Origin of the sequence: Paenibacillus sp. PvR098 (assembly GCF_017833255.1) — a bacterium.
In the GTDB taxonomy this organism is placed as follows: domain Bacteria; phylum Bacillota; class Bacilli; order Paenibacillales; family NBRC-103111; genus Paenibacillus_G.
The window spans coordinates 1726413-1750458 of the sequence record NZ_JAFIBU010000001.1; the positions used below are offsets into that span (position 1 = coordinate 1726413).

Annotated in this window: 22 protein-coding genes and 1 riboswitch; of the genes, 9 read left to right on the forward strand and 13 right to left on the reverse strand. The window is 50.2% G+C overall.

Annotated features, from left to right (window positions below):
* The first annotated feature begins 61 nt into the window (after positions 1 to 61).
* The 3 genes from JOE45_RS08635 (at position 62) to JOE45_RS08645 (ending at position 4534) form a co-directional block, all read left to right on the forward strand.
* Positions 62 to 406: a LapA family protein gene (locus JOE45_RS08635; protein WP_210020585.1), complete on the forward strand. Its 345-nt coding sequence runs from the start codon at positions 62 to 64 to the stop codon at positions 404 to 406.
* 138 nt (positions 407 to 544) lie between these two features.
* Positions 545 to 1885, forward strand: a complete 1341-nt coding sequence (locus JOE45_RS08640) for a GGDEF domain-containing protein (RefSeq protein WP_210020584.1) — start codon at positions 545 to 547, stop codon at positions 1883 to 1885.
* Between the two features lie 126 nt (positions 1886 to 2011).
* A complete protein-coding gene (locus JOE45_RS08645; RefSeq protein WP_348632509.1) occupies positions 2012 to 4534 on the forward strand; it encodes a beta-propeller domain-containing protein in 2523 nt (840 codons plus the stop codon).
* A gap of 171 nt (positions 4535 to 4705) precedes the next feature.
* Here the strand turns inward: JOE45_RS08645 and JOE45_RS08650 are convergent, their stop codons facing one another.
* Positions 4706 to 5527: a DUF92 domain-containing protein gene (locus JOE45_RS08650; protein ID WP_210020583.1), complete on the reverse strand. Its 822-nt coding sequence runs from the start codon at positions 5525 to 5527 to the stop codon at positions 4706 to 4708.
* Between the two features lie 122 nt (positions 5528 to 5649).
* Here JOE45_RS08650 and JOE45_RS08655 point away from each other — a divergent pair, with 122 nt between their 5' ends.
* A complete protein-coding gene (locus tag JOE45_RS08655) occupies positions 5650 to 6843 on the forward strand; it encodes an HD domain-containing phosphohydrolase (protein WP_245246821.1) in 1194 nt (397 codons plus the stop codon).
* A 114-nt stretch (positions 6844 to 6957) separates the two neighbouring features.
* Here JOE45_RS08655 and JOE45_RS08660 read toward each other — a convergent pair whose 3' ends face one another.
* On the reverse strand, positions 6958 to 8463 hold the full coding sequence (locus JOE45_RS08660; RefSeq protein ID WP_210020582.1) for a CapA family protein: 1506 nt from the start codon (positions 8461 to 8463) through the stop codon (positions 6958 to 6960).
* Between the two features lie 285 nt (positions 8464 to 8748).
* On the opposite strand from JOE45_RS08660, the gene JOE45_RS08665 reads away from it, so the two are divergent.
* Positions 8749 to 9498, forward strand: a complete 750-nt coding sequence (locus JOE45_RS08665; RefSeq protein WP_210020581.1) for a metallophosphoesterase family protein — start codon at positions 8749 to 8751, stop codon at positions 9496 to 9498.
* A 43-nt stretch (positions 9499 to 9541) separates the two neighbouring features.
* Positions 9542 to 10753 carry an MFS transporter gene (locus tag JOE45_RS08670; RefSeq protein WP_210020580.1) on the forward strand — a complete coding sequence of 404 codons (1212 nt, stop codon included), beginning with the start codon at positions 9542 to 9544 and terminating at the stop codon, positions 10751 to 10753.
* 108 nt (positions 10754 to 10861) lie between these two features.
* Here the strand turns inward: JOE45_RS08670 and JOE45_RS08675 are convergent, their stop codons facing one another.
* From JOE45_RS08675 to JOE45_RS08695, 5 genes are read right to left on the reverse strand one after another with little or no spacing between them, the layout of a single operon-like run.
* Entirely contained in the window at positions 10862 to 11968 is a 1107-nt protein-coding gene (locus JOE45_RS08675; RefSeq protein ID WP_210023358.1) for a M20 family metallopeptidase, read from the reverse strand.
* Between the two features lie 54 nt (positions 11969 to 12022).
* Entirely contained in the window at positions 12023 to 12823 is an 801-nt protein-coding gene (locus JOE45_RS08680; protein ID WP_210023357.1) for an ABC transporter permease, read from the reverse strand.
* The gene (locus JOE45_RS08685) at positions 12823 to 13680 is read right to left on the reverse strand and encodes an ABC transporter permease (protein ID WP_210020579.1); all 858 of its coding nucleotides are present in this window, start codon (positions 13678 to 13680) and stop codon (positions 12823 to 12825) included. Before JOE45_RS08685 ends, JOE45_RS08680 begins: the two co-directional genes overlap by 1 nt.
* A complete protein-coding gene (locus JOE45_RS08690; RefSeq protein WP_210020578.1) occupies positions 13673 to 14788 on the reverse strand; it encodes an ABC transporter ATP-binding protein in 1116 nt (371 codons plus the stop codon). Before JOE45_RS08690 ends, JOE45_RS08685 begins: the two co-directional genes overlap by 8 nt.
* Positions 14789 to 14797: 9 nt before the next feature.
* On the reverse strand, positions 14798 to 15907 hold the full coding sequence (locus JOE45_RS08695) for an extracellular solute-binding protein (protein WP_210020577.1): 1110 nt from the start codon (positions 15905 to 15907) through the stop codon (positions 14798 to 14800).
* Between the two features lie 242 nt (positions 15908 to 16149).
* Here JOE45_RS08695 and JOE45_RS08700 point away from each other — a divergent pair, with 242 nt between their 5' ends.
* Positions 16150 to 16911, forward strand: a complete 762-nt coding sequence (locus JOE45_RS08700; RefSeq protein ID WP_210020576.1) for an IclR family transcriptional regulator — start codon at positions 16150 to 16152, stop codon at positions 16909 to 16911.
* Between the two features lie 185 nt (positions 16912 to 17096).
* On the opposite strand, the gene aspA is transcribed toward JOE45_RS08700, so the two are convergent.
* Both aspA and JOE45_RS08710 read right to left on the reverse strand, forming a co-directional pair.
* A complete protein-coding gene (gene aspA, locus JOE45_RS08705; RefSeq protein ID WP_210020575.1) occupies positions 17097 to 18521 on the reverse strand; it encodes an aspartate ammonia-lyase in 1425 nt (474 codons plus the stop codon).
* A 78-nt stretch (positions 18522 to 18599) separates the two neighbouring features.
* Positions 18600 to 19259, reverse strand: a complete 660-nt coding sequence (locus tag JOE45_RS08710) for an O-methyltransferase (RefSeq protein ID WP_210020574.1) — start codon at positions 19257 to 19259, stop codon at positions 18600 to 18602.
* A gap of 186 nt (positions 19260 to 19445) precedes the next feature.
* On the opposite strand from JOE45_RS08710, the gene JOE45_RS08715 reads away from it, so the two are divergent.
* Positions 19446 to 20624 carry a THUMP domain-containing class I SAM-dependent RNA methyltransferase gene (locus JOE45_RS08715; RefSeq protein WP_210020573.1) on the forward strand — a complete coding sequence of 393 codons (1179 nt, stop codon included), beginning with the start codon at positions 19446 to 19448 and terminating at the stop codon, positions 20622 to 20624.
* 178 nt (positions 20625 to 20802) lie between these two features.
* Here JOE45_RS08715 and JOE45_RS08720 read toward each other — a convergent pair whose 3' ends face one another.
* The 3 genes from JOE45_RS08720 to JOE45_RS08730 form a co-directional block, all read right to left on the reverse strand.
* Positions 20803 to 21102 carry a hypothetical protein gene (locus tag JOE45_RS08720; RefSeq protein WP_210020572.1) on the reverse strand — a complete coding sequence of 100 codons (300 nt, stop codon included), beginning with the start codon at positions 21100 to 21102 and terminating at the stop codon, positions 20803 to 20805.
* A gap of 83 nt (positions 21103 to 21185) precedes the next feature.
* Positions 21186 to 21277, reverse strand: a riboswitch (cyclic di-GMP riboswitch).
* A gap of 276 nt (positions 21278 to 21553) precedes the next feature.
* Entirely contained in the window at positions 21554 to 21775 is a 222-nt protein-coding gene (locus JOE45_RS08725; protein ID WP_210020571.1) for a YuzB family protein, read from the reverse strand.
* A 50-nt stretch (positions 21776 to 21825) separates the two neighbouring features.
* Complete coding sequence (locus JOE45_RS08730; RefSeq protein WP_210020570.1) at positions 21826 to 22128, reverse strand: iron-sulfur cluster assembly accessory protein; 303 nt, start codon at positions 22126 to 22128, stop codon at positions 21826 to 21828.
* 385 nt (positions 22129 to 22513) lie between these two features.
* On the opposite strand from JOE45_RS08730, the gene ytvI reads away from it, so the two are divergent.
* Complete coding sequence (ytvI, locus tag JOE45_RS08735; RefSeq protein ID WP_210020569.1) at positions 22514 to 23623, forward strand: sporulation integral membrane protein YtvI; 1110 nt, start codon at positions 22514 to 22516, stop codon at positions 23621 to 23623.
* Positions 23624 to 23705: 82 nt separating this feature from the next.
* On the opposite strand, the gene JOE45_RS08740 is transcribed toward ytvI, so the two are convergent.
* On the reverse strand, positions 23706 to 23939 hold the full coding sequence (locus JOE45_RS08740) for a hypothetical protein (protein WP_210020568.1): 234 nt from the start codon (positions 23937 to 23939) through the stop codon (positions 23706 to 23708).
* Positions 23940 to 24046 lie beyond the last annotated feature (107 nt).

The following is a 24046-nucleotide window of genomic DNA, read 5'->3' on the forward strand; positions in this document are numbered from 1 at the left end:
AGACCGGTACCCCCCGGCTCAGCTTTTTTGCAATTCATAAAAACAGGAATGGAGATGGAACATGAGAGCACAGTGGATCCTAATGTTCGCACTCATTTTCGCCCTAATTACGGCCATTTTCGCGGTGATTAACGTAGAGCCGGTTCGGGTCAACTTTATGTTCACGCAAGCAGATATTCCTCTCATACTTGTCATTATCGGCTCCACTCTTCTCGGAGGACTCATAGCCCTTTTCATCGGGATGATGCGGCAGTTCAAGCTTCAGCGTACGATCAAGCAGTTGGAGAAGCGGCTCTCGGAATCCGGGAACGGACATGCTGCGGAAGAATCAAAGGACTTATCCTTAGCTCAGGGAGAGCTCGAGAAGGCAGCGCTTCATTCAACTTCTGAAGACCATAAAGCTTGAAAAGTCAAATTTTAGTCAAGTGAGTGTGAATTCGAATGATTTTTCAACATTCCTCATTGAACTGAAAGACGGCATTCATTAATATAGAACTATTAGCGGGACGAAAGTCCTACTCCATGAAGGAAGGATGCCGTCATCATGGATCTTCAATGGACGGAGGCCTTGGAAAAGGATTTGTTTGCAAGCTCATTTCAACAATCGGTTCTAGGAATGGCCATTATGTCTGCAGAAGGTTTTTTTACTCATATAAATCCTTCGTTTTGTGCCCTTCTCGGTTATTCAGAGGAAGAATTATCAGGAGAACACTGGGAATCCATCATACATCCAGATGATCGCGCTCTTTTGGGCTCACTCCTGGCCGATAACCCTGGGAATGATCCGTCATTTAACAAGCATGAAATCAGATATATTCGTCGCAGCGGTGAAGCGTTGTGGACTTGCCTCAGCATTTCATTGGTAAAACCACTCTCAGGTTCCCTGCCTTTTTATTTCAAGCAGGTTCAGGACATAACGGAACACAAACGTGCCGAGGAAGAAGCCAATCAAGCCTGGAGCGCTTTGCGTAAAAGCGAAGAAATGTACCGGATCATAGCCGAGCATTCGACAGATATGATTTCGAAGCACGATATGTCGGGGAACTTCCTGTATGTTTCCCCAGCCTGCCGCAAGCTGACAGGTTATGAACCTGAAGAGCTGATCGGCAGGACCGCTTACGAGCTGTTTCATCCGGATGACATGGCTTCCCTTCTGCAAGGACAGGCTGGTTTGGAGAAGAGTTCTGAATTGGCCTTCACTTCCTACCGGGTTCGACGTAAGGACGGCAGCTACGTCTGGTTCGAAACCATCGGAAGTATCCTGCCGGACGACAACGGGGAATTCAAAGAAGTACTGTGTACTTCCCGAGACGTTTCCTCTAGAAAAAATCTGGAGCACCAGCTGCTGCAATCGAACGAGCTGCTGCAAAAAATATCCTCCATCGATGCCCTGACCGGCGTAGCGAACCGTAGAAGCTTCGATGAGAGCTATGCTCTGGAATGGCGCCAAGCCATCCGCTACTCTACTCCGCTAACCGTCATTTTGGTCGATATCGATTATTTCAAAAAATTCAACGATACCTACGGACACCAAGAAGGCGATCTTTGTCTTAAACAGGTGGCCGACGCATTGCGGAGAGCTGCCAATCGTCCCGGCGATTTGATTGCCAGGTATGGTGGTGAAGAATTTGTCATCGTTCTTCCGAATACGGACGCGACTGGAGCATCGATTGTAGCGGAAAGATTACGTTCGGAGGTGGAGAACCTGTCCATACCTCACATGCGATCCGACGTATCCCATGTGGTTACGGCCAGCTTAGGAACGGCGACCATCGTTCCAACCCTCGAATTGACGCGCCACGAACTGCTCCTGCAGGCGGACAAGGCGCTTTACCAAGCGAAGAAAGACGGTAGAAACCGGGTCAGAACTAATAAGATAGCATAAGCACAGCAGCGCTCTTTTCTTGGCAAAAGAAAAGGGCCTTTTTTATTGAAACAAATCGTGTACACTTTGCGTCAATAGCGTTGAAAGCAAATCAAGGGGTTACATAACACGAATGGAGGGACTTATGTGAGAAGAACAACGCTGCTCTCATGCATGGTAGCGCTCACGCTGCTGGCTTCGAGCGTGCCGGTTCAGACTATGCAAGCTGGGACGGAAAAAGCCGTCAAGCTAAGTTTGAACGGGGAGCCTGTCCAATTGTCGACCCTTCCCCGCTTGGCGCAAAACACGCTGATGGTTCCGCTGCGCGAGCTATCGGAAGCACTCGGAGTTACGGTACAGTGGAACGAAAGCGAGCGGACGGCAGAAGCAAGTAAAGGAAACCGAACCATTAAACTGACCCTGGACAGCAAGCAGGCTTATCGCGGCAGTACTGCCATACCGTTGGACGAAGCTCCGACAGCGGATCATGGCTATATGCTCGTACCGCTCCGTTTTTTCAGCGAATCTTTTGATTTTAACGTGTATTGGGACGGAGCCAACCGCTCGGTAGATATCGTTGACGCGGACAAGAGCCTGCCCACGGTCGGTTCGCTTGAACGAATGGAAGAGCTGCTGAAGGATTTCACTTCGGTGAATGGCGGTATGCGCTTTACTACGACTGACCAAGCGGTTGCCACAGGCGCGGCCAAGGAATCCGTTTCTGCTTCCCCATCTGCTCCCGGTTCATCGTCTGTATCTGCCCCACCATCACACTCCGGCACCAATGTACAAGTGGAAGGCGTGGATGAGGCGGATATCATCAAGACAGACGGCAAGTACATTTATCAGGTAAACCGTGACCGGGTTATCGTATCGCAGGCCTATCCGGCCGAGAGCATGAGCGTCATAAGCACGGTGTACTGGGCCGACCCCTATTTTTACCCTCAGGAAATTTATGTCGACGATAAGCATCTCGTAGTCATCGGCAATACCCATTATCCGGTATACGATAAGCCGCAGGTGTACGATTCGGGCAAACCGGCTACGAGCAATCCCTCTAACCCGGTCAGCAGCCCGGCCTTAGAAGTACCAGTCGCGGACAATATCAGGGTCATCCCTGTACCGGAACCCTCTGTTGAACGTAAATTAATGATCTGGCCCAGGCCTGAACGTTCCACCGTCAAGACGATCGTATATGAGCTGGGCGACCGTACCAACATGTTGCCTGTAAGGGAAACGGAGCTTGAAGGAAATTATATTTCTTCTCGTAAAATCGGCGACTCGCTGTACATTGTCACTAACAAATGGCTGAATACGTATGGGTTTATGAATAGACAAATCAGCCCTGCGGAGAAGCAGCAGGCCGTCTCCACACCAGCCTACCGTGACTCTGCGGCCGGTGAAGCGTTTATTTCCATCGGCTACGAGGACATTCGTTATTTTCCGAAAGCTGTGGAACCGAATTATCTGCTCGTCGGAGGAATGAGTCTCAGTAAGCCGGAGCAAAAAATGCAGGTGACCAGTTATCTTGGCTCCGGTCAACATGTTTATGCTTCACAAAATAACCTGTATATTACGGTGAATGAATACGAGCCCGCAGCCGCTGAACCTGAACCTGCACCTGCACCTGCACCGAAGGCGAGTCCGGAAGCCGAGCCTCGCATGATGCCGAGCTTGCCGATGCCGACGGAGATGAGCAGTGTCATCTATAAATTCGGCATGGATGACGGCACGGTCCATTATACCGGACGCGGTAAAGTGCCTGGGCACCCGCTGAACCAATTTTCCATGGATGAGCACGAAGGTTACTTCCGCATTGCAACTACCAAGGGCGACATGTGGCGCGATGATGAATTTACATCCAAGAACAATATGTATATTTTGAACGATACCATGAATATCGTAGGTAAAGTCGAGGACCTCGCACCGGGCGAGCGCATTTACTCCGTCCGCTATGCCGGAAACCGGGCATACATGGTCACCTTCAAGAACGTTGATCCGCTTTTCGTTATCGACTTGAGGGATCCCCAGGCGCCTGAGGTACTGGGTCAGCTCAAAATACCTGGCTACAGCGATTATTTACACCCTTACGATGAAAACCATATCATTGGCTTCGGCAAGGATGCCGTAGAAGTGGATAACAAGAACGGAACCGGCTTGGAAGAAGGCCCCACAGCGTACTATCAAGGAATGAAGCTTGCGTTGTTTGACGTATCGGATGTCACCCAACCGAAAGAACTGTTTAAAGAGTCCATTGGCGACAGGGGCACGCACTCAGAGCTGCTGCACAACCATAAGGCACTGCTCTTCTCCAAAGAAAAAAACCTGCTCGCTTTTCCGGTGACCGTTATGGAAGTCAAAGACAAATCCTCCTCCGGCACCCCCAATGATGCAACACAATACGGCGAATTCGCGTTCCAGGGCGCTTATGTGTACGGACTTGATCTGCAACAAGGCTTCCAGCTTCGAGGCAAGATCACCCATTTGAGCGCAGACGACCTACAAAAGGCGGGACAACACTGGTTCAGCAGCGACCGTAACATTGAACGGCTGCTCTATATCGGGGATACCCTATACACCGCTTCGCCCGACATACTGAAGGCAAACGATTTGTCCACGTTAACCGAAATCGGTTCGCTCAACCTGCCTCCTTGGTCGCCGCGCCAATAACTGACTTGGCAACGGCGTCCTCATCGGGTACAATTACAGGTGTCAAATCCAACATGGAGGTAAGCTGAATCTTATGGTAAACACCATCATTGCCATCTCCGTCATTATTGCTTTAATTATTTCGGGATTAACCATCTACGTCACTTACAAAGCTTATTCACGCAAATACGACTAAACGATCCAAAGCCACAATACCAAGGAGATAACGCCGCCGATCAATGAACTTAAGGCGTTAACCGTATCGTTCGTCATCACTTCATGTCCCCTGATGCGAACCGCCGCTGCCTCGCAGTGGCGGTTTTTTTCCATTTCTTTACCGCACACCCGGCAGCGGTACATGACTTGGCATACCGCGCCGAGCCAGGAGTCCGCCAGTGATCCGGCCAAGCCTCCGCCCAGTCCAATGGCGCATAAAGCTGCTGCGGAACCAGCGTCGCCATGGAAGGCTTGAGGCGACAGCAACGTGAGCAGCCAAGCCGTGCCACCGATGAACAGCCCACCTGCCGCTGAGGCGGCGAGCCCGAGCGGTGTGACGCCGCCGGACGTCCCGGGCTCTACGATGCGCAGGCTGACGATGGATCTGGGAGCCGTGCGGCTGACTCCGCCGATTTCCGTGGCCCAAGTGTCTGCGGTGACCGTGGCCATCACGCCGACAAAAGCGGCCCACCAAATCGGGTGCGGAATCAACCAATGACCGATGCAAAGCGCAAGCCCCAACCCGCCGTTCGCCAGGACCTGACCTGCGTCACGCCTGCCCGACTTGGCATAAACGCTCTCCGCAGCCGCTTTTCTGCGGCTTTTCCACTTGGACAACGCCGATGAGGTAATAAAAAAGACGATCAAGGTCCCAAACCAAGGAAGGCTGCCCGCCGCATACATCAGCGTGCCGAGCAATACGGCCGCTCCCAGGCCTGTAATCGATAGTGATTTTTTCCAGTAGGCAACTCCTGCGATAAGCATGCTGCCCACGAGTCCTGCCAGCAATTCTGCCATGTCTTCTCATCTCCTCTACGCGCCAAATCACACAATCATTCGACAAACCTGTGTTTACAGAACTATAGCCATTATAATATGATTTGACTAGATGGGAAAATGTTTCCGGGGAGGAACCTGCGTTGAACGAAGCGGATATTATAGATCAAGTGGAGTTTAAAAAGGATTTGGAACCCCAGGACATGCTCCGAGTTATTTTTGATTATGCGGCCAAAATAGCGAACGAACGCAAGCTTGATCAACTGCTGATGCTTATGGCCGATATGGGACGCGAGATGGTTGTTTCCGATCGCTGTACCGTATGGCTGCTTGATCGTCATAAGAAAGAGCTGTACTCCACCGTAGCCCATGGCGTACCACCGCTGCGTATGCCAATGGACGCCGGTCTTGTGGGCCATGCCGTAAGCTCCGGTAAACCGATATATATCGACGATGCTTACACTAACGAGGAATTCAAAGAAGTTCTGCAAAGCGGCGCCATTGCCATGGACAAGCAAACCGGTTACCGCACGAAGACACTGATGGTGATCCCCTTTCGTAATAACGAAGGGGAAATTATGGGGGCTTACCAGGCCGTCAACAAGCTGACGGAGAACGAACGGTTCTCGCAGAAGGATCTGGATTATTTGACCTTGGCCGCTTCCTATGCCGGCAAATCGATCGAAGCTGCGCTGCTTACGATCGAAATCGAGGAAACGCAGAAGGAAATTATTTTTACGATGGGGGAGATCGGCGAAAGTCGCTCTAAGGAAACAGGAAACCACGTTAAGCGGGTAGCGGAGTACTCTTATATACTTGCCCGTAGTCTGGGTATGAGCGAAAAAGAGGCGGAACTGCTCAAAATCGCATCCCCTATGCACGATATCGGCAAAGTGGCGATTCCTGACGCGGTTCTAAAAAAGCCAGGCAAGCTCACGAACGAAGAATTCGACAGAATGAAAACGCACACGACAATCGGCTATCATCTGCTCAAAAATTCCAAACGTCAAATTTTGAAAACAGCTGCCATCGTCGCCTATCAGCACCACGAGAAGTGGAACGGCAGTGGTTATCCGTGCGGGCTGCGCGGCGAGGAAATCCATATCTATGGTCGAATTACCGCCATTGCCGACGTGTTCGATGCACTTGGAAGCGATCGCGTGTATAAGAAAGCTTGGGAGCTCGACCGCATTTTGAATTTGTTCCAGGAGGAGCGCGGTGAACACTTCGATCCTAAGGTGGTCGACGTATTTATCGTGCAGCTGCCCAGCATATTGAAGGCTCGTGAGGTTTATTCCGACTTGGCCCTGGAGGGTGTGGCTGAGGGATATCGTTAAACGTACGGAAAACGAAGAAGCTCTTGATCGACGCATCAAGAGCTTCTTCGTTGCAGAGTGGGCTTTAGCTTTCATCGTCTATTATTTGACTAGTGCTGTTGGACTCTCTCATCATCACCTTTGCTGTGAGTCAGGGTGATTTTGCTCTTCGGGAGCAGTCGTACGTTCCGGTTTGGCGGAGCTTCCAGACTGCGTAGATTCTCCCGGTTTCGTTGTCTCATCCGGTTTAGACGTCCCGTTCGATTTCGACGTTTCACTTGGCTTGGTTGTACTGCCAGGCTTCGATGCTTCACCCGGCTTGCTTGTATCGTTATCCGTTTTCTTCCCTGTCTCCCCTGCTGTCCCCGACCCGACGTCTTTATTGGAATCGGTCGGCTTCTTTACTTCATTCACGGGAGATTTGACTGCTGGTTTCTGATCCGCCACGGGCACCGGTACTTTGGGTGGTCCGGGTGCAACAGTAATACGGCCTTTCGCATCAACGTGCGCATTGACGGAGATGTTCGTCAATTTCTCGAAGAGCTTGCGTCCATCCTCCTCCACCATACGGATCGGCTGGGCCCACTTGGTCAAAATAGGCACAAGCTGCAAATCGCAGCCTCTTTCCTTCGAGCAGGAGGCTTCCAGAATCAGGCTCTCCCACGTAGCGGGATTTTCATTGGTTGTAAAAATGAAGTTGCCAAGGCTGTACGCAATCCATTTCCCCTTGTACTGCTCGAAGCCCTGCAGCACATGGGGATGGCTCGCCACAACCAGATCCGCACCTTGATCGATATATTGTCTGGCCAGATCGGTCTGCACTTTAATGGGACGATTATTGCGTTCTTCTCCCCAATGAGCGATAACAACAACGAGATCCGCTTCTTCTCTGGCTTTCTTTATGGCCTCTAAAGGAAGCTTGGTGGTATAGGTTTCGGCCAGCCCGGGCCTGCTATTGCCCGCGTACCAGCTAGTCGAATGTATGACACGGCTAAACCCGAGGAATGCAATTTTCATCCCATTGTGATCCATGGTGACGTGACGGTACGCTTCTTCAGCATTTCTACCAGCACCTACTCGTTGGATCCCCTCCATATCCAGATGATCCAACGTATCCAACAAACCCTGAACCCCATAGTCCATGCTATGATTGTTCGCCAGATTGACGAGATCGACCCCGGCTTTCTTAAGCTCGGGAAGCGCTAATGGCGAAGACCGGTACGCATAAGTCTTCTCTTCCGCTGTACCTCGGGTCGTAATCGGAGTCTCCAGATTGGCAACGGTAATATCCGCCTTCTCCAGATAAGAATGAACATATTTAAACGGATATTCGTATCCGTGCTGCGTCAAGAGTTCTTTCACCTTACCCGCGAACATGATATCGCCGACAAAGGCCATATTCACGTGCGCCGCTCTCTCACTTGCCGGAGCCACATTCGCCCCATCGTCCTCATTAGCCGCTGGCGGCTTGGCCGTATCCGGCTGCCGAGGCTGCTGCACGCCCCCGTATGGATCCGACGTCTTCGCCTCCGCGGTCGCTTCTCCGCCTTGAGTTCCCTGCGGCCGATCCAGCCAATGCATCAAATAAACGAATGATCCTATCGTCAGAAGAGTCATCAAACCGAGTTTAAATCCTAACATCCGATTTACTTTCTTCTCTTTATGACGCTTATGTTTTTCTGTACGCGTTCTGATCTCAACCTACCCCTTTTTCCAACTTGCATTCAGCTAACACGTCCGGTATACCTATTATAGCAAAACGCCCTTTTGCGGTCATGGGCAAATGTGCCAAAAATATGTTGCTGCTCCTGACTTTCTTGGAGGAACCCGATTTTGAAGCGGTGATTCATAAAATATACTAGCCTGGGTTGTGGTATAATGGAAAACATAAGCAAAAAATGGGACAACAGGAGGCCAAGGCTGACAATGGACAAAATCGCGATCATCTCCGACATCCACGGTAACCTGCAGGCGCTGGACGCTGTTGTACGGGACATACGCAGCCGCCGGATTGAGCGCATCATTTGTCTCGGCGACTTGGTCGGTAAAGGCCCTCAGCCATGTGAAGCAGTGGATTGGATTCGCGAGCTATGCGAAGTTACGGTGCAGGGCAACTGGGATCACGGGATCAACCTGCCGCAGCAGAAGGAATCTGGCTTATGGCAGCAGAAGCGGCTTGGAACGGAACGGCTGCGTTATTTGCTGGAGCTGCCTTTCTTCGCAGATCTAAGGATGAGCGGCAGGCGCATCCGCTTGCTTCATGCTTCCTCCCGGAGCGTATATCATCGTGTCCTGCGGAAGGCCAACAAGAAAGAAAAGCTAGCTATGTTCGAGAACACCGAGCATACCGGAGGATTTCTGCAAACGGAGCTCACACCTGATGTGATCGGCTATGGGGATATTCATGTTCCGTTCTTGCAGACACTGAAATCCGAGCAAATCAAGGGGCTTCTGTTATTCAATACGGGCAGCGTCGGCGCGCCGTACGACGGACTGACGCAGGCCAGCTATACCATTCTCGAGGGTACGGCGGACGGCAATGAGGAAGCTCCGTTCTCTGTACAATCGGTACGCGTCCCTTACGATATCGAGCAAGCTATTGCCGTTGCACAGCAGGTCGGAATTCCCGAGCTGGAGAGATTTCGTTATGAGCAGAGAACCGGGTTGGAACAGTAAAGGGACTATGTATTAAATCGGAGCAGGAAAGAAGGAACACGTTTTGGAACGTTGGAAAGTCAACTTAATCGTACTATGGCTGGGACAATTTTTGGTCATGTCCGGCATGACCATGATCATACCCTTCTTGCCCTTATATATTCAGGAAATGGGGATTCATGATCCGCACGAAGTGGCTATGTGGGCCGGTATTATTTTTGCCGGTAACTTCGTCACTGCATTTATCTTTCAGCCGATCTGGGGAGGGCTTGCCGACCGGTTCGGACGCAAAGTCATGCTCCTTCGTTCGGGCTTCGGTATGTCGGTCGTCATGATGTTCATGGGACTGGCCTCCGCCCCACTGCATTTGCTGCTGCTTCGCATGGCTAACGGTGTGATCTCGGGCTTCATGCCGGCTGCCGTTGCCTTGGTCTCGGCGAATACGCCTCGTGAGCGGATGGGCTTTGCTATGGGAACCTTGCAATCCGGCAGTGTGGCAGGGACGATTCTCGGACCGCTGTTCGGGGGACTGATGGCCGAATGGTTCGGGTTTCGGCCTATTTTTTACATTACCGGAGGGTTATTGTTCGCCGCTTCTCTGCTCGCCGCGTTCATGGTGAAAGAGACGTTCGACTTGGAAAAGGCCAAAAACAATCCCAAAATGACCATTTTCAGCGGCTTTCGCGAGCTGATCCGGACTCGTGAACTCCCAGCTCTGTATTCCGTTACCTTCGTCATCCAATTTTCCATATTGAGCTCCATGCCGCTGATCCCCTTGTTCGTACAGGAGCTTCACGGCAGTGGGCAACTGCTCGCCTTCTATGCCGGTCTTGTCGGGTCGGTGACCGGGTTCTCGAACATGATCGCATCACCGCTGCTAGGCAGACTAGGAGATCGGCTGGGATCACACCGTATTCTGGCAATCGCTTTAATCGGCACGGGATTAGCCTTTATACCGCAGGTATTCGTAACCAACATCTGGCAGCTGCTGGCCTCACGCTTCTTGTTGGGTATCTTTATGGGAGGCCTAATTCCTTCTGTACAAACATTAATACGGCAGTATACTCCAAGCGGAATGGAAAGCCGTTCATACAGCTTTAATACGAGCGCCTTGGCCTTGGGGAACATGCTTGGACCCGTGATCGGGGGAGCCGTCTCGGGTTGGATCGGCATTAGGGGTATTTTCTTGACGGCCGCCGTGCTGCTGCTGCTTAACGCACTATGGGTCCGCCTTTCTCTATACCACAGAAAGCAAGAACATGAACCAGGCTTGTAGCCTATGCCAAACGGGCATCCCCCAATGAATGGGAGTTTAAGCAAGAAATAAATGAAACAGCCTGGTACCTCATATCGGTACCAGGCTGTTTCATATCAAAAGCCGTGGCTAACAGCGCCGGATCAGCTCCGCAAGCAAAGCGGTGCGGAACGGCATCTCGTCGAGCCGAATATACTCATCCGGAGAATGGGCATAGTCGCCTCTTGCACCCAATCCATCCAAAGTCGGGGTACCGACTGCGGCGGTGAAATTGCCGTCGCTCACGCCCCCGGTATGCGTCTCCGTCAGTTCAACTCCATGCTCTGTCCGGGCGATATCCTGCGCCAGCGCGAACAGCTCCGCCGTCCGCTCGGTTCGCTCCATCGGTGGACGCATCATCCGGCCTGTAAGCGTAAGCTGAGCTTGAGGCAGCACCGGCACGAGTCCGTTAAGCTCCTCCTCAATACGGTCCGCCTCGGCTGAGGTCCCCACACGCACATCAATTTCTCCTTCGGCATGCTCCGCAATAACATTACTGCCGATACCGCCGCGGATCACGCCTATGTTCACCGTAGTTCCCAACGAGTAGTCCGTAAGCGCATGAAGGCGTTGAATCTGACATGCCAGCTCATGAATGGCGGAGACGCCTTTCTCCGGGTTAACCCCGGCATGCGCCGAGATACCCTGTACGTTCAGCTTATAGCGTCCACTGCCTTTGCGGGCTGTCTTGAGAGCTCCGCTCGGCTCCATCGGAGGCTCGAGCACGAATGCAGCGGCAGACCGCTTCGCCTGCTCCTCGATAAAAGCTCGGGACGTCGGGCTGCCCAGCTCTTCGTCGCTGTTCATGAGCAAAACGACTTTCTTATCCGCCGGGAATCGGCCGGAATCCAGCAGCGCCTTAACCGCAAATATAGCCTGCAGCAGACCTGCTTTCATATCGTAGACCCCTGGACCGTAAGCCCGGTCGTCCTCGATGCGGAATGGCCGTCGCTTTGCTTCCCCGAGCGGCCAAACCGTGTCATAATGACCCACCAGAAGAATCTGTTTCTCTCCGCTGCCGACTTCACACAAAAGGCGGTCTCCATACGTTTCGTTCGGAATGCGAACGACCCGCCCTCCGGTCAGCCGTTGAAATTCACGCGTGTACCAATCGGCAATCAAATCGTTCTGCCGCTTGTCTGCAGACGGCGAATCGATATTCACGCTCTCCTCAAGCAGTCGGAGTATAGTGGGCATATACCCTTCTATCTGTTCTTTCAATGTCTGTAACTTCACCAAGCAGCATCTCCGTTAGTGGGACTGCGATTTCGAACCGAACAGCCGATCCAAACCGTACACACGTTCCAATAATATGATAAACACTAGACTTAACAAAATAACAACCGATGATATAGAAGCTACAAGCGGGTCAAGCGTTTCCTGCATATAGCTGAAAATGGCCATTGGGAGCGTAGTCGTCGTCGGCGATACCAAGAAAAGCGACACCGTAACGTTGTCAAACGAGGTCAAGAATGCGAAAATCGCTCCTGACATGATCGCCGGTTTAATAATCGGCATCGTTATATCCCAAAAGACATTGATCGGCTTCGCACCCAATATGTAAGCGGCACGCTCCAGCGTATAATCGAAGGAACTGAGCCCCGTGAGCACCAGACGTACGACATAAGGAATTGATATCAAGATATGCGCCAACAGAAGACCCGTGAATGTTCCGGCCAGCCCGATCCTCGTGAAGAAGAGCAAAGCCGCAATACCGATGATCAGCGCAGGTACGGTAAGAGGTGACAGCAAAAGTCCGTTGATTACGCCTCTCCCGGGAAATTTGTATTTATGCAATGCAAGACCCGCAATTGTTCCGAGCAGCGTAGAAAGCACAGCCGTGAGTGTCGCGAGCTGCAAGCTGAACCAGAAGGATTCGACAAATTCCGGACGGTCGAATATTCTTACATACCAGTCGAAAGAAAAACCGACCGGTGGAAACGACAAATATCTAGTCGAGGTTAGTGAAGTCGGGATAATGACCAACAATGGCGATATGACAAACAAAACGACAAAAAAGGTGATGACTCCGAGCGGAGTGATTCGTTTCATCATGAGGAAAACACCTCTTTATATCGCTTGGTCTCCATGAGCCTTGTGAACAAAGTAACAAGACCTATGGTCGACCCAAGAAGCAGAAATGCAAGCGCAGCTCCGAGCGGCCAGTTCAATTGAGCCATAATTTTCTCATAGGCGATCACAGGCAGTACCTTGACGGACGTACCGCCCATCAGAGCAGGTGTAACGAAAGCGCTCATCGATAAGCTGAAAACAAGAGTGGTTCCTGCCATAATACCGGGAAGCGTAAGCGGAAGCGTCACGGTAAAGAATGTGCGTACTTTGCCCGCGCCGAGAATTCCGGCCGCTTTATAAAGCGATTCATCAATCTGGTACATACTCGTGGCGATCGCCAAGATCATGTAAACGATCAGCGAGTCGGTCAATCCGATAACAACGCCAAGCTCGTTATACATCAGTTTGAGCGGCTGATCAATCAGACCAATCTGCATAAGCGTGTTATTGATCCATCCCTTTTCACCCAGGATGATGACCCAGCCAAAGTTTCTGATGACTACACTGATCAAATGCGGCGAGATGATCAGGAACGTGATCAGACCGCGCATTTTGCCTGAGCACTTCGCCATGTACATTGCAACGGGATAGCCTAAAATGAGGCAAGCCAATACCGTGAGCAGTCCCATTTTAACCGTTCTCCACAAAATTTGCAGATAATAGGGATCTTGGAAAAAGAGCGCATAGTTCTCCAAGGAAAACTGTCCATCACCGTCTTGAAGACTGAGAATGAGAATATACAGCATTGGCAGCAAGAACACGCCTGCCACGACCGCAAGGCTCGGGGCAAGAAGGAATGCGGCCGAACGCACAGAGGACAAAGCGCCTTTACCCATTAGCCCCATTCCCCTTTCCCGGGAATACGAACACATCCTCCGGCTTCCACTGTAAGTTCACTGTTTCGCCTGCGGTCCAAATACGGTCCTGGCTGTCCGAAGGCATCCGCACATTGATCACAGTGCTTCCAAGCTGAACTTCGCTTTCCGCATAGGATCCAAGGAACGAAAGCTGACCGATGCGTCCCTGCGCTTCATTGCGATCATTTGCTTGAGCACCGGTTGTTGAAGTGAACGTGATTTTCTCCGGACGCACATAGATCGATACGGCTTCCCCGGACTTAAACGTTTGACCCTTGAATGCCGCACGGAGCTGAAGCCCGTCATTCGTGCGCAGAACAATGCCTTCTGTCTCTGAAGCGGACACAACAGTGCCGACAAATCGGTTGGACTTACCAATGAAGGTGTGAACGAATTCTGAAGCAGGCAAATTGTAAATATCCCAAGGCGAACCAATTTGCTCCACTTTACCGTGGTCTAGAACGACAATTCGGTTCGATAGGTACATGGCCTCTTCCTGATCGTGCGTTACGAAAACCGTGGTCACGCCAATTTCTTGCTGAAGCCGCTTCAGCTCTTCGCGAAGCTCTTCGCGAAGCTTCGCGTCCAGGTTACTGAGTGGTTCATCAAGCAGCAGCAAGGAAGGCTCGGTCACGAGCGCTCTGGCGATGGCAATCCGCTGGCGCTGACCGCCCGATAGCTGCTTAGGATAGCGATCCGACACATGCGGCAGCTTTACAAGCTCCAAAATTTTTTGGACGCGATCCTGAATTTCCGACTTCGGCGTTTTGCGCAGCTTGAGGCCGTAAGCCACATTCTCAAATACGTTCATATGAGGGAATAATGAATACGTTTGAAACACCATGCCCAGCTCTCTTTTATTAGAAGGAACCCCGTTCACTTTCTTTCCTTTAATGATGAGCTCTCCTTGGTCTGGTTCGAGAAAGCCGGCTATCATGTTGAGCGTTGTTGTTTTTCCGCATCCCGAAGGACCGAGGAAGGAGACGCATTCTCCTTGCTCGACCTTAAGATTAAAGTTCTCAACAACAACATTAGAACCGAATTTTTTTTGAATGCCAATTAATTCTAATTCAATTATTTTCGACACGGTGATCACCTATTTTCCTACTTTGGGTGCGATTTCTTTGTTGAAACGGTCTAGCCATTTTGGCGATTCGCTGCTGAGAACGGTGTAATCGAATTTAACCGCTTTACTCATGTCCACGTTCAGCTTTTTGGAAATGTCTTCCGGAAGTTTTACATCCGTAGCCGGGTTATAATAGAGCTTTGTGGCATAAGAGGCTTGCACTTCGTCGGACAGCAAGAATTCAACGAACAGCTTAGCTGCATTCGGGCTTTTCGCGCCTTTGACTACAGAAGCTACAGTAGGCACCAGGTTGGAACCTTCCTTTGGAATAACGAATTCAAGCTCAAGTCCTGCGTCTTTCTGCACTAAGCTGCGAGCCATCGTCCATGCGGTATAAGCCGCTGTTTGATTTTGCAGGTTTTGCTGCAATTGCGCTGCATTTTTGGCGAATGTCGGCATATACCCTGCAATCGTTTCCAATTGCTTAAAACCTGGCTCCATATCCTTCTCCGAACCGCCGTTAGCATAAGAAAGCATGATCAGCGCAGAACGGCCGAAGTTGCTGGAAATTTCACTCAGCGTAAGGTTGCCCTTCATTTCCGGTCTAGCCAGATCGTTCCAGGATTGCGGTACCGGCAAGCCTTTGGAATGCACAAGTGCGGCGTTGTAGGAGATACCCATTGGTGTAAAGTTGACGGCTACACCGCTGTTCTCATTGACCTTAAGCACAGGGGATACTTTAGAAATCGAAGGGATTTCTTTCTCTGTAATAGGCTCCCACAAGCCTTCCACGCGGCCTGCTTCCTGCTCGCCTGCTTCGATTACAGTAACGTCGATCTGAGGAGCAGCCTTTTGAGCTTTGACCTTAGCAACAATTTCCGTTGCTACGCCGGCTACGTAAGTTAATTTTACATCAGGATACTTTTCATTGAACTTCTTGAACACTTCATCTTTCATCATTTGTTCAACGGTTGCGCCATTACCAGCGATGACAAGCTGCTTCTCCACCGCTGCTGCAGGCGTATCTTGTCCTGTCGAGCCCGCTGCAGGAGCCGGTGTTTCCTGTGAAGATGAACCACATGCTGCCAGTACCGTTCCGCATAAAGTCAAAACTGCTAAAATCCCCGCTTTTTTCTTCATTGAGTTTCCTCCTCAGTTGTGATATCGTTCACTATATGAGAACGATGTTTTCTATATGTAAAACATACTGTGATTTTAGCATGGAGTAGTGGGTTTCGCAATACTATTTTTAAAATATTTGTAGCCTATGGAAGTTTACATCACATCATGCTTAAGGAGATGAGAAGAACGCTCAGTTTGTGATACACTTACTCTGATTTCAAGGTCAACCCTAGCATATTAAGATAAGGAGTTCATATTCCATGGAAAATCTTTTATCTTCTGTTAAAAACAGCTGTAAGCTTCTAAAAATGTTTCTGAATTCGCCAAAGGAACTTGGCGTCAGTGAATTAAGTCGAAAGCTCGATCTTTCCAAGGGAGCTGTACATAAGATGCTGATGACACTCGAAAGTGAGGGCTTCATCAAGCAAAACCCTTTAAACAAGCAGTATTCATTAGGATATACTTTGCTCGAGCTTGGTAACAAAGTATTGAAGAATCATAATTTGGTAGATTTTTCTAAGCCGTACTTACAAAGGCTTTCAGAAAAGACGAAGGAGCTCGTTTGCCTGTGCGTGATCGACGGAAGGGATGCCATTTATGTCGACAAAATCGATGCGCAATATCCGATCCGATTCAACGCGGAAGAATACAGAAGGTTCCCTCTATATGCGACTTCCGCAGCCAGATCGATGCTCGCTTTTCGCGACGAGGACTTTATTAATGAGGTGCTTTCTGACGATTTAAAGAGGTTCACCCCTTATACCATTACCGATTCGCAGATGATGAAGAAGCGACTCGAAGAAATTCGGAAGAACGGCTACGAGCTCAGCTCCAACCTGCGTAACGTAGGTGCGACAGGAATTGCAGCTCCCATTTTCGATGCAGATGGCAAAGTCCCGGCCTCCGTCAGTGTCATTGGACCATCCGACCGCATGATGCCTTATCAAGAGCAGTGGATTCAGGAGCTGCTGCACATTACCCGGGAAATCTCTCATGAGCTCGGATATCGGGAAGAAAGGTAACGGCGGAGGCAGATCATTTCTAACCCAAAGATACGTAATCTAGCCAAAGAAGCGCTAGCGAAACTATATTCGCCAGCGCTTCTTTTGTCATTGTAATTCACTAGTACTGTTCGGCTATGCCGCTCCATGTCATGCGAAAAAGGCGCCTATACACGATTGGCGCCTTTTGCAGGCTTGTGTCTACCCTACTCCGTCTTGTCTGCCAATAAAGAGGCTCCTGCGATGCCGGGATTAGTCATTTCGTAAGGGTCGAGAATCAGATTCAGTTCATCTTCCCTGAGCACATCGTATAGTAAACATAATTCTCTTACTGAGCGTCCGGTCAGTATAGCTTCACGGGCAATACGAGCGACCGTCTCGTAGCCGAGATGGGGATTCAATGCGGTGATCACTCCCACGCTCTTCTCGACATACTCTTTGCAGCGGTCAACATTGGCTTCGATGCCCTGCAGACAGTACTTATTAAATACCTGAAACACCTGATCCATCATACTAAGCGATTGCAGCAGATTAAACACGAGAACCGGCTCCATTACGTTCAGCTCAAGCTGCCCCGCTTCCGAAGCAAGAGAAATAGTATGATCATTGCCGATTACCTGGAACGCAACCTGATTTACAACCTCGCACATGACCGGATTGACCTTCCCCGGCATGATGGATGAACCCGGTTGACGGGGAGGCAGCATAATTTCACTAAGGCCGGCACGCGGTCCGGAAGCCATCAGTCTCAAATCGTTCGCGACTTTGGACATGTTGATCATGCACACTTTCAAAGCAGAAGACACTTCCGTGTAAGCATCCGTGTTCTGCGTAGCATCAACCAGATGCTCAGCCCTGATTAACGGAAGGCCGCTTTCTTCCGCCAGAAGCTCAACCACCCTCACGATATATCTAGGATCTGCATTAAGTCCGGTTCCTACAGCAGTAGCCCCCATGTTAACTTCGTAGAGATGCCGCTGCGAATGACTGATGCGTTCGATGTCCCTAAGGAGCACCCGTGCATAAGCTTCGAACTCTTGGCCTAGCCGAATTGGGACCCCATCCTGCAGGTGCGTCCGTCCCATTTTGATAATACTATCGAAAGCCCGGGCTTTCTCAGCAAAGACGGCGTACAGCTCGCGCATCGTCCCAAGCAGCTTTTGAATCGACGAGAGGGTTGAAATATGGATGGCCGTCGGGAACGCGTCGTTAGTCGATTGAGCCATATTGACGTGCGTATTCGGGCTCACCGAAAAATAATCGCCTTTGGTTCCGCCAAGAAGCTCGATTGCCCGATTGGCAATCACTTCGTTCGCATTCATGTTCAGGGAGGTGCCTGCCCCTCCCTGAATCGGGTCAACGATAAACTGATCGTGCCACTGTCCGTCTACTATTTCCTGTGCAGCCTGAACGATGGCCTGGCCGATGCCCGGATTCAACTGTTTGACTTCCATATTGGCGGCAGCGGCCGCTTTCTTGACCATTCCCATCGCACGAATCAATTCAGTATGGATTTTGTAACCGGTAATCGGAAAATTCTCCACTGCCCGCAGCGTCTGAATGCCATAGTAAGCCTGAGACGGAACCTCCTTGGAGCCCAGAAAATCTTTTTCTACTCGCACCTGTGTCAATTCCCATCCTCCTCTCGACGAAAAACATTAGTGCAGCAGCGCCCTTTCCCTACCGGGACTTGAAAACAGCTTCTCATTTTATGAGTATTCCCTGACTCGTGCTATCGCTAAACCATCATAAGCGGGCAGCAGCACGCCTTCGAGCCTTGGGTCCCGCGCCACAGCTTCAGTAAATTGCCTCATCTTCGTAACCGCGTTCCCTTTTTCTCCAGGATTCATTGCTTTCCCACGCATGAGCAGGTTGTCCCCGAGAATAATAGCGCCGGGATGGCCCAGCTTGATCGCCCACTCCAAGTAATTCGGGTAATTCCCTTTATCTGCGTCAATGAAAAACAGATCGAACCTCCGTCCTTCCGCATCGAGTGCCTTCAGGCTGTCCAGCGCTTCACCAACCCGGTACTCCACCTTCCCTTCAAACCCAGCCTCGCGAAGATGCTTATGCGCCAGGTCGGCATAGTCCTGCTTCAACTCGAGCGATACGAGCTTGCCGTCTTGCGGCAAACCACGGGCCAGACAAATGCCGCTGTATCCTCCGAGCGCCCCGATTTCAAGCACTTGCCGGGCCCCCGAAATACGAACCAACATGGTCAATAACCTTCCATAACCGGGGGCAATCGAGATTTCAGGCATGTTGTTGGCCCGAATGCCTACTTTAACCCGCTCTAATGGCTCATCTGTCTCAAAAAGGGCTTCCAAATACTGTTCTGGATACTGTTCTGGCGTTAATGGTGCTGTCATGATATTCTCCATCCTTCCCAACTCCGTGCGATTTGGCGCTCAAATTATGCCCCTGAGGTTTGCTATCGTTGTATAATCACTGTCGATCGCCTATACTAATTAATTGTATGGCTTTTCCAAGCTTTGTTCAACCTGATGATATTCGGGGCCCTTCGCCTCTCATTACAGATACGGAGTGAATTCAACATGTCTTTAGATTCCATTGAAATCATCGCCACCTCCCCCATGGGGCTCGAGGCCGTCGTTGCCAGAGAGGTCCGTGATCTCGGCTATGAACAGATCACGGTAGAGAACGGACGCGTCACGTTCGTTGGCGACTACTTGGCCATATGCCGCGCCAACCTGTGGCTTCGCACGGCAGACCGCGTGCTCGTCAAGATGGGACAATTCGAAGCCCGTACCTTCGACGAACTGTTCGAAGGTGTCAAGGCGCTGCCTTGGCCGGATTGGATTCCCGAGGACGGGGAATTCCCCGTGGAAGGACGTTCGCATAAGTCGCAGCTGTCCAGCGTACCGGCATGTCAAGGCATCGTTAAGAAAGCCGTCGTAGAAAGCATGAAGCAGCGTTACGGCACAGAATGGTATCGTGAGACAGAAGGCCGCTACGTCATCGAAGTGTCGCTTCTGAACGACATCGCCACATTGACGCTGGACACGACAGGTCCCGGACTTCATAAGCGCGGCTACCGCAAGCTCATCACCGAAGCCCCGCTGAAAGAAACCATGGCCGCGGCCTTGGTGCTGCTTAGCCGTTGGCAGGCGGAACGCCCGCTATACGATCCGTTCTGCGGATCGGGCACGATTCCGATCGAAGCCGCAATGATCGGCTGGAATTTGGCCCCCGGCCTCAGGCGCAGCTTCAACTCCGAAGAATGGCCGCTCGTGCCACAGGAATTGTGGGACGAGGCCCGCGAGGAAGCCTATGATCTTGTACGGGATGACATCCCTCTCCAGATTGCAGGCTCTGATATCGATCCGGGAGCGATTGAAGTCGCGTTGGCTGCGGCGAAGGCTGCCGGGCTGGCGAAGGAGCTGACGCTTCAGGTGCTTCCGGTAGCCAAGGCCGTTCCGCGGGGAGACTACGGATGTATCGTCACCAACCCGCCTTACGGCGAGCGTCTGGGCGACCAGAGCGAAGCAGAACGGGCTATACGCCAATTCGGTCATATGTACGAGCAGCTGCCCACATGGTCGGCCTTCATACTGAGCCCGAACAAACAGTTTGAGCATTACATGGGGCGCAAAACCGACAAGAAACGCAAGCTCTTCAACGGCCGTATTGAGTGCAACCTTTACCAATATTTTGCCCCAGGAGGCTTATTCGGCTGGCGTAAAAGCAATGAACCGAAAAGCCCCGAGGCATAAACTCGGGCTGAGTAGAGCTGGGATGGACTCGGAAACCCTCCATTTTACCATATGGCCATGTTCGCTCTAAGGCAGTCCTAGAACAAAAGCTCGCAAAAAAAAGAACCATTTCTTCCGGCAGCATTGCCATAGAAATGGTTCTTTTTCATGCTTTCTCCCCGAACTCTTTTCTGAAGAATCAAGCGAGTCGAACCGCAGTTTCCCGGCAGCTCAAATAATCAAACAACGGCATGAATACATCATTATCCGCTTCGCATCTTATGGACAGCTTCACTTCACCGCGCCAGTAAAAGTTAATGATCTGACTGCTGCGTCCCTTTACCATTTCGACGTCCCAGCATGGTGCCATCAGTTCATAGGTCTCACGGTTGATGAACATTTTCGGACCCTCGTTCGACAAAAATACGCCTACGAAATCATCCCCCACTTTTGTGTAAAAACCTTTTCTCGTCATGATGCTCCGATCCTGACCCTGCATCCGTTATCGCTCCTTTTTCAACAACAATCAGACTCTCGCCAACGGGGTACGGGGGTTTGCATATCTATGCGTCGCTCCGTACCTTCGACAACTGGCTGGCATAGCGCTGGAACCAGCACTTTAGCCCCTGTAGTTTTGCGCGCCCAGGCTTTCGCCTGGTTTGCCTTTATCGAGTACGCTCGAAAAATGTCTTTTTATGAAATTCATTCCCTTAAGAATAAAAGATAAGGCCTAAGGAATACATAATTCAAATTTCCCAATTTCAACAAATACATTAAGTCTTTGGAACTATTTTCAACTTTTTTAGTCTACAATTGCTCCTCTTGCGGTTCGAATAGTCACGACAAGACCTCATAACCCATTCGTAAAAAGAAAAAATAGCGGATTCGGAAGCACTTATGGGCCTTAATCCTCTCACCCTCAACAAAGCGCTTCTTCATCCGCTATTTCGTTACTTCACATATTTACTTGCCTTTTCAATCGCTTCGTCCTCAGTTTTGCCGGTAACGTACCGGCCGTTAATGAAGATGAAGGCAAACCGTGAGCAAGGTCCGCAGTAGGATTTACACCCCACCTTGATTTCTGCATCAGGCACCAGCTTCTGGAGCTTCGGTAAAGCCGTTTTCATTCTCATATGCTTACATTTATCACAGATCCGTATATCGTTGGCCATACAGGTGTTTCCTTTCTAAGTCGGTTACCTTTAATGAACCTGAAAAACAATCAATGATCACCGTGATTGCCTTTGGCAGGATTGGTCACCGAAAAGCCTTCCTCAGGCGTATAGAAGTAATCGATCCGAATACCGTCCAGAAACGGATCGTCCTTCTGAAGGATAACATCGATGCCCTTGTCCGTCGAGACGACAACATCGTTTTCCGTAGGCGTGTCCATTCCCATACCGTAATGTGCATGGTCCCCATGCGAGTGCGTCACGTATATGCGAAGCTTCAATTCTTTGTTTTCTTCTTTCTCTATTTCGGCCAATAGCACCTTGGCAGCATTACGCGAAATTTTGCAATTCATGACTTCACATCTCCCACAGCTTATCGTTTTCCCCTTATTGTATAGAAATATGAGAACGAAAGCAACCTTTGTCGTTCTATGATATCATAATAGCGATTTCTAATCTATCCTCTCTTATGATCCTCACAAGCCCCTCAGTTGCTATTCTACGAGTTGTTATATAAAATGGAAGTTAGCCCCATATCTCTGACGGACGCGCTGCTCTACTTTGGAAGACAACGGCGTGCTTGAGCGGACCGCATATATCCGACGGTTGTCGTTAAAGTCAAGTAAAATCAGACGGGCAAAGGATACGATTTTGCGCCAAATGATAAAAGAAATGAAGTTATGGGCGGCCAAAGGATATACTCAAGCCGCAGATGAATGATGAACCTGAGGTGACTAAATGATTACTTTTTACCGCAAATATTACAAAACTATCTTCGACATTGCTCTCCTGATTTTGACGGTGTACTTGTTTATGTACATTTTCAGTTTCTTGTATCGGATTGCAACGCCGATCTTCTTTGCGTTCCTCATTTACATGATCATCGAACCGCCGGCGAGATGGCTGCACCGCAGAGGAATCAAAAAATCGATTGCCTCAGGCATTTCGACCATCTTGTTTATTTTGGTCATACTCGGTGCGATAACCGGATTGGGCGCTATTTTTACAACTCAGATTTTAAATCTCAAAGACAAGTTTCCCGAATATACAGCCGTCATGGAAAGAGAAATCATTGAGCGCTCCGTAGCGCTTCAGGACTATTTGGGACCGCTCCCTACGCAGGATCTGATAGAACAGGCCCAAGAATATTCAACGGCCATTACGAGTAAAATAACCCAATTTGTTACCGGCTTTCTCACGGGCACATTTACGGCATTAACCTCTTTCTCAACCTTTGTGGTTAATTTTGCGATCGGGATCATTTTGGCTTATTTCTTAAGCATCGAAATAGAATCATGGAAGCGTACAGCGGAAGAGAAAACCCCCAATACGTTTAAAAAGGCATTCCATTTTTTACGAGAAAACGTACTGAAAGGCATTGTTACCTACATCAAGGCCCAGGCCAAGCTGATCACGCTGACGTTTATCGTCGTTTTCATTTCGCTGCTCTTGTTGGGGGTAAAGAACGCTTTTTCCATAGCGCTTCTCTCCGCCGTATTTGATGTGCTTCCACTACTCGGCGTATCTACCCTGTTCATCCCATGGATCATCTATTTGTTCATCGTCGGACAAACGACGCTCGCGATCTGGCTTTCGGTTCTACTTGCTGTAGTCATTACCACCAGACAAATCCTTGAACCCAAGATCACCGGCGATTCGCTCGGCGTATCGGCCTTCACCATGCTGACGTTTGTCATCATTTCCTTATCGCTCTTTGGGGTCGCAGGTCTGATTTTATCGCCGATTTTGATCATTCTGATTAAAGCCCTATATGAACAAGGCTATTTGAAAAAATGGATCCGTATGCCCGCCGAGGAATACGAACAGGATCCAGATGCCATCCGTTAGGTTGTTAACAAAAAAAGGCCAGCCAGAATTTTCTGGCTGGCCTTCTGTACGAAAGAGCTGTCCTTGAGGGCACTCTTGTTTGTTATGCGCCGTATTTACGTTCTGCCCGGTCAGTAAACCAGTTCATAAGCAGCATCATTACGGCAATATCGTCAATCGGCAGCGTCGGCAGCACGTCCGGCATGAGCCAGTAGACCAACGCCGGAACGGCGAAAAACAGCTTTTCGCGGAACGGGATGCGTGAAGAGCGCAGCAGCGGCACAATACGACGGAAAACATGCGCCCAACGCTTCATGGATAATAATCGCTTCCACATGGTGCCTCTCCTCCCTTGAACTTGAATACACCTAATCCTATTATACACCATTTGCTTTGTATTTCGATGCAGCCTCTTCCGCAGCAACAAAACAAGCTTACGTCTGT

Coding starts and splice junctions, on each gene's coding strand:
- JOE45_RS08635 (WP_210020585.1), top strand. CDS start 62: ATGAGAGCACAGTGGATCCTAATGTTCGCACTCATTTTCGCCCTAATT.
- JOE45_RS08640 (WP_210020584.1), top strand. CDS start 545: ATGGATCTTCAATGGACGGAGGCCTTGGAAAAGGATTTGTTTGCAAGC.
- JOE45_RS08650 (WP_210020583.1), bottom strand. CDS start 5,527: ATGGCAGAATTGCTGGCAGGACTCGTGGGCAGCATGCTTATCGCAGGA.
- JOE45_RS08660 (WP_210020582.1), bottom strand. CDS start 8,463: ATGTTAGGATTTAAACTCGGTTTGATGACTCTTCTGACGATAGGATCA.
- JOE45_RS08665 (WP_210020581.1), top strand. CDS start 8,749: ATGGACAAAATCGCGATCATCTCCGACATCCACGGTAACCTGCAGGCG.
- JOE45_RS08675 (WP_210023358.1), bottom strand. CDS start 11,968: ATGCCCACTATACTCCGACTGCTTGAGGAGAGCGTGAATATCGATTCG.
- JOE45_RS08680 (WP_210023357.1), bottom strand. CDS start 12,823: ATGAAACGAATCACTCCGCTCGGAGTCATCACCTTTTTTGTCGTTTTG.
- JOE45_RS08685 (WP_210020579.1), bottom strand. CDS start 13,680: ATGGGTAAAGGCGCTTTGTCCTCTGTGCGTTCGGCCGCATTCCTTCTT.
- JOE45_RS08695 (WP_210020577.1), bottom strand. CDS start 15,907: ATGAAGAAAAAAGCGGGGATTTTAGCAGTTTTGACTTTATGCGGAACG.
- JOE45_RS08700 (WP_210020576.1), top strand. CDS start 16,150: ATGGAAAATCTTTTATCTTCTGTTAAAAACAGCTGTAAGCTTCTAAAA.
- JOE45_RS08710 (WP_210020574.1), bottom strand. CDS start 19,259: ATGACAGCACCATTAACGCCAGAACAGTATCCAGAACAGTATTTGGAA.
- JOE45_RS08715 (WP_210020573.1), top strand. CDS start 19,446: ATGTCTTTAGATTCCATTGAAATCATCGCCACCTCCCCCATGGGGCTC.
- JOE45_RS08720 (WP_210020572.1), bottom strand. CDS start 21,102: ATGCAGGGTCAGGATCGGAGCATCATGACGAGAAAAGGTTTTTACACA.
- JOE45_RS08725 (WP_210020571.1), bottom strand. CDS start 21,775: ATGGCCAACGATATACGGATCTGTGATAAATGTAAGCATATGAGAATG.
- JOE45_RS08730 (WP_210020570.1), bottom strand. CDS start 22,128: ATGAATTGCAAAATTTCGCGTAATGCTGCCAAGGTGCTATTGGCCGAA.
- ytvI (WP_210020569.1), top strand. CDS start 22,514: ATGATTACTTTTTACCGCAAATATTACAAAACTATCTTCGACATTGCT.
- JOE45_RS08740 (WP_210020568.1), bottom strand. CDS start 23,939: ATGTGGAAGCGATTATTATCCATGAAGCGTTGGGCGCATGTTTTCCGT.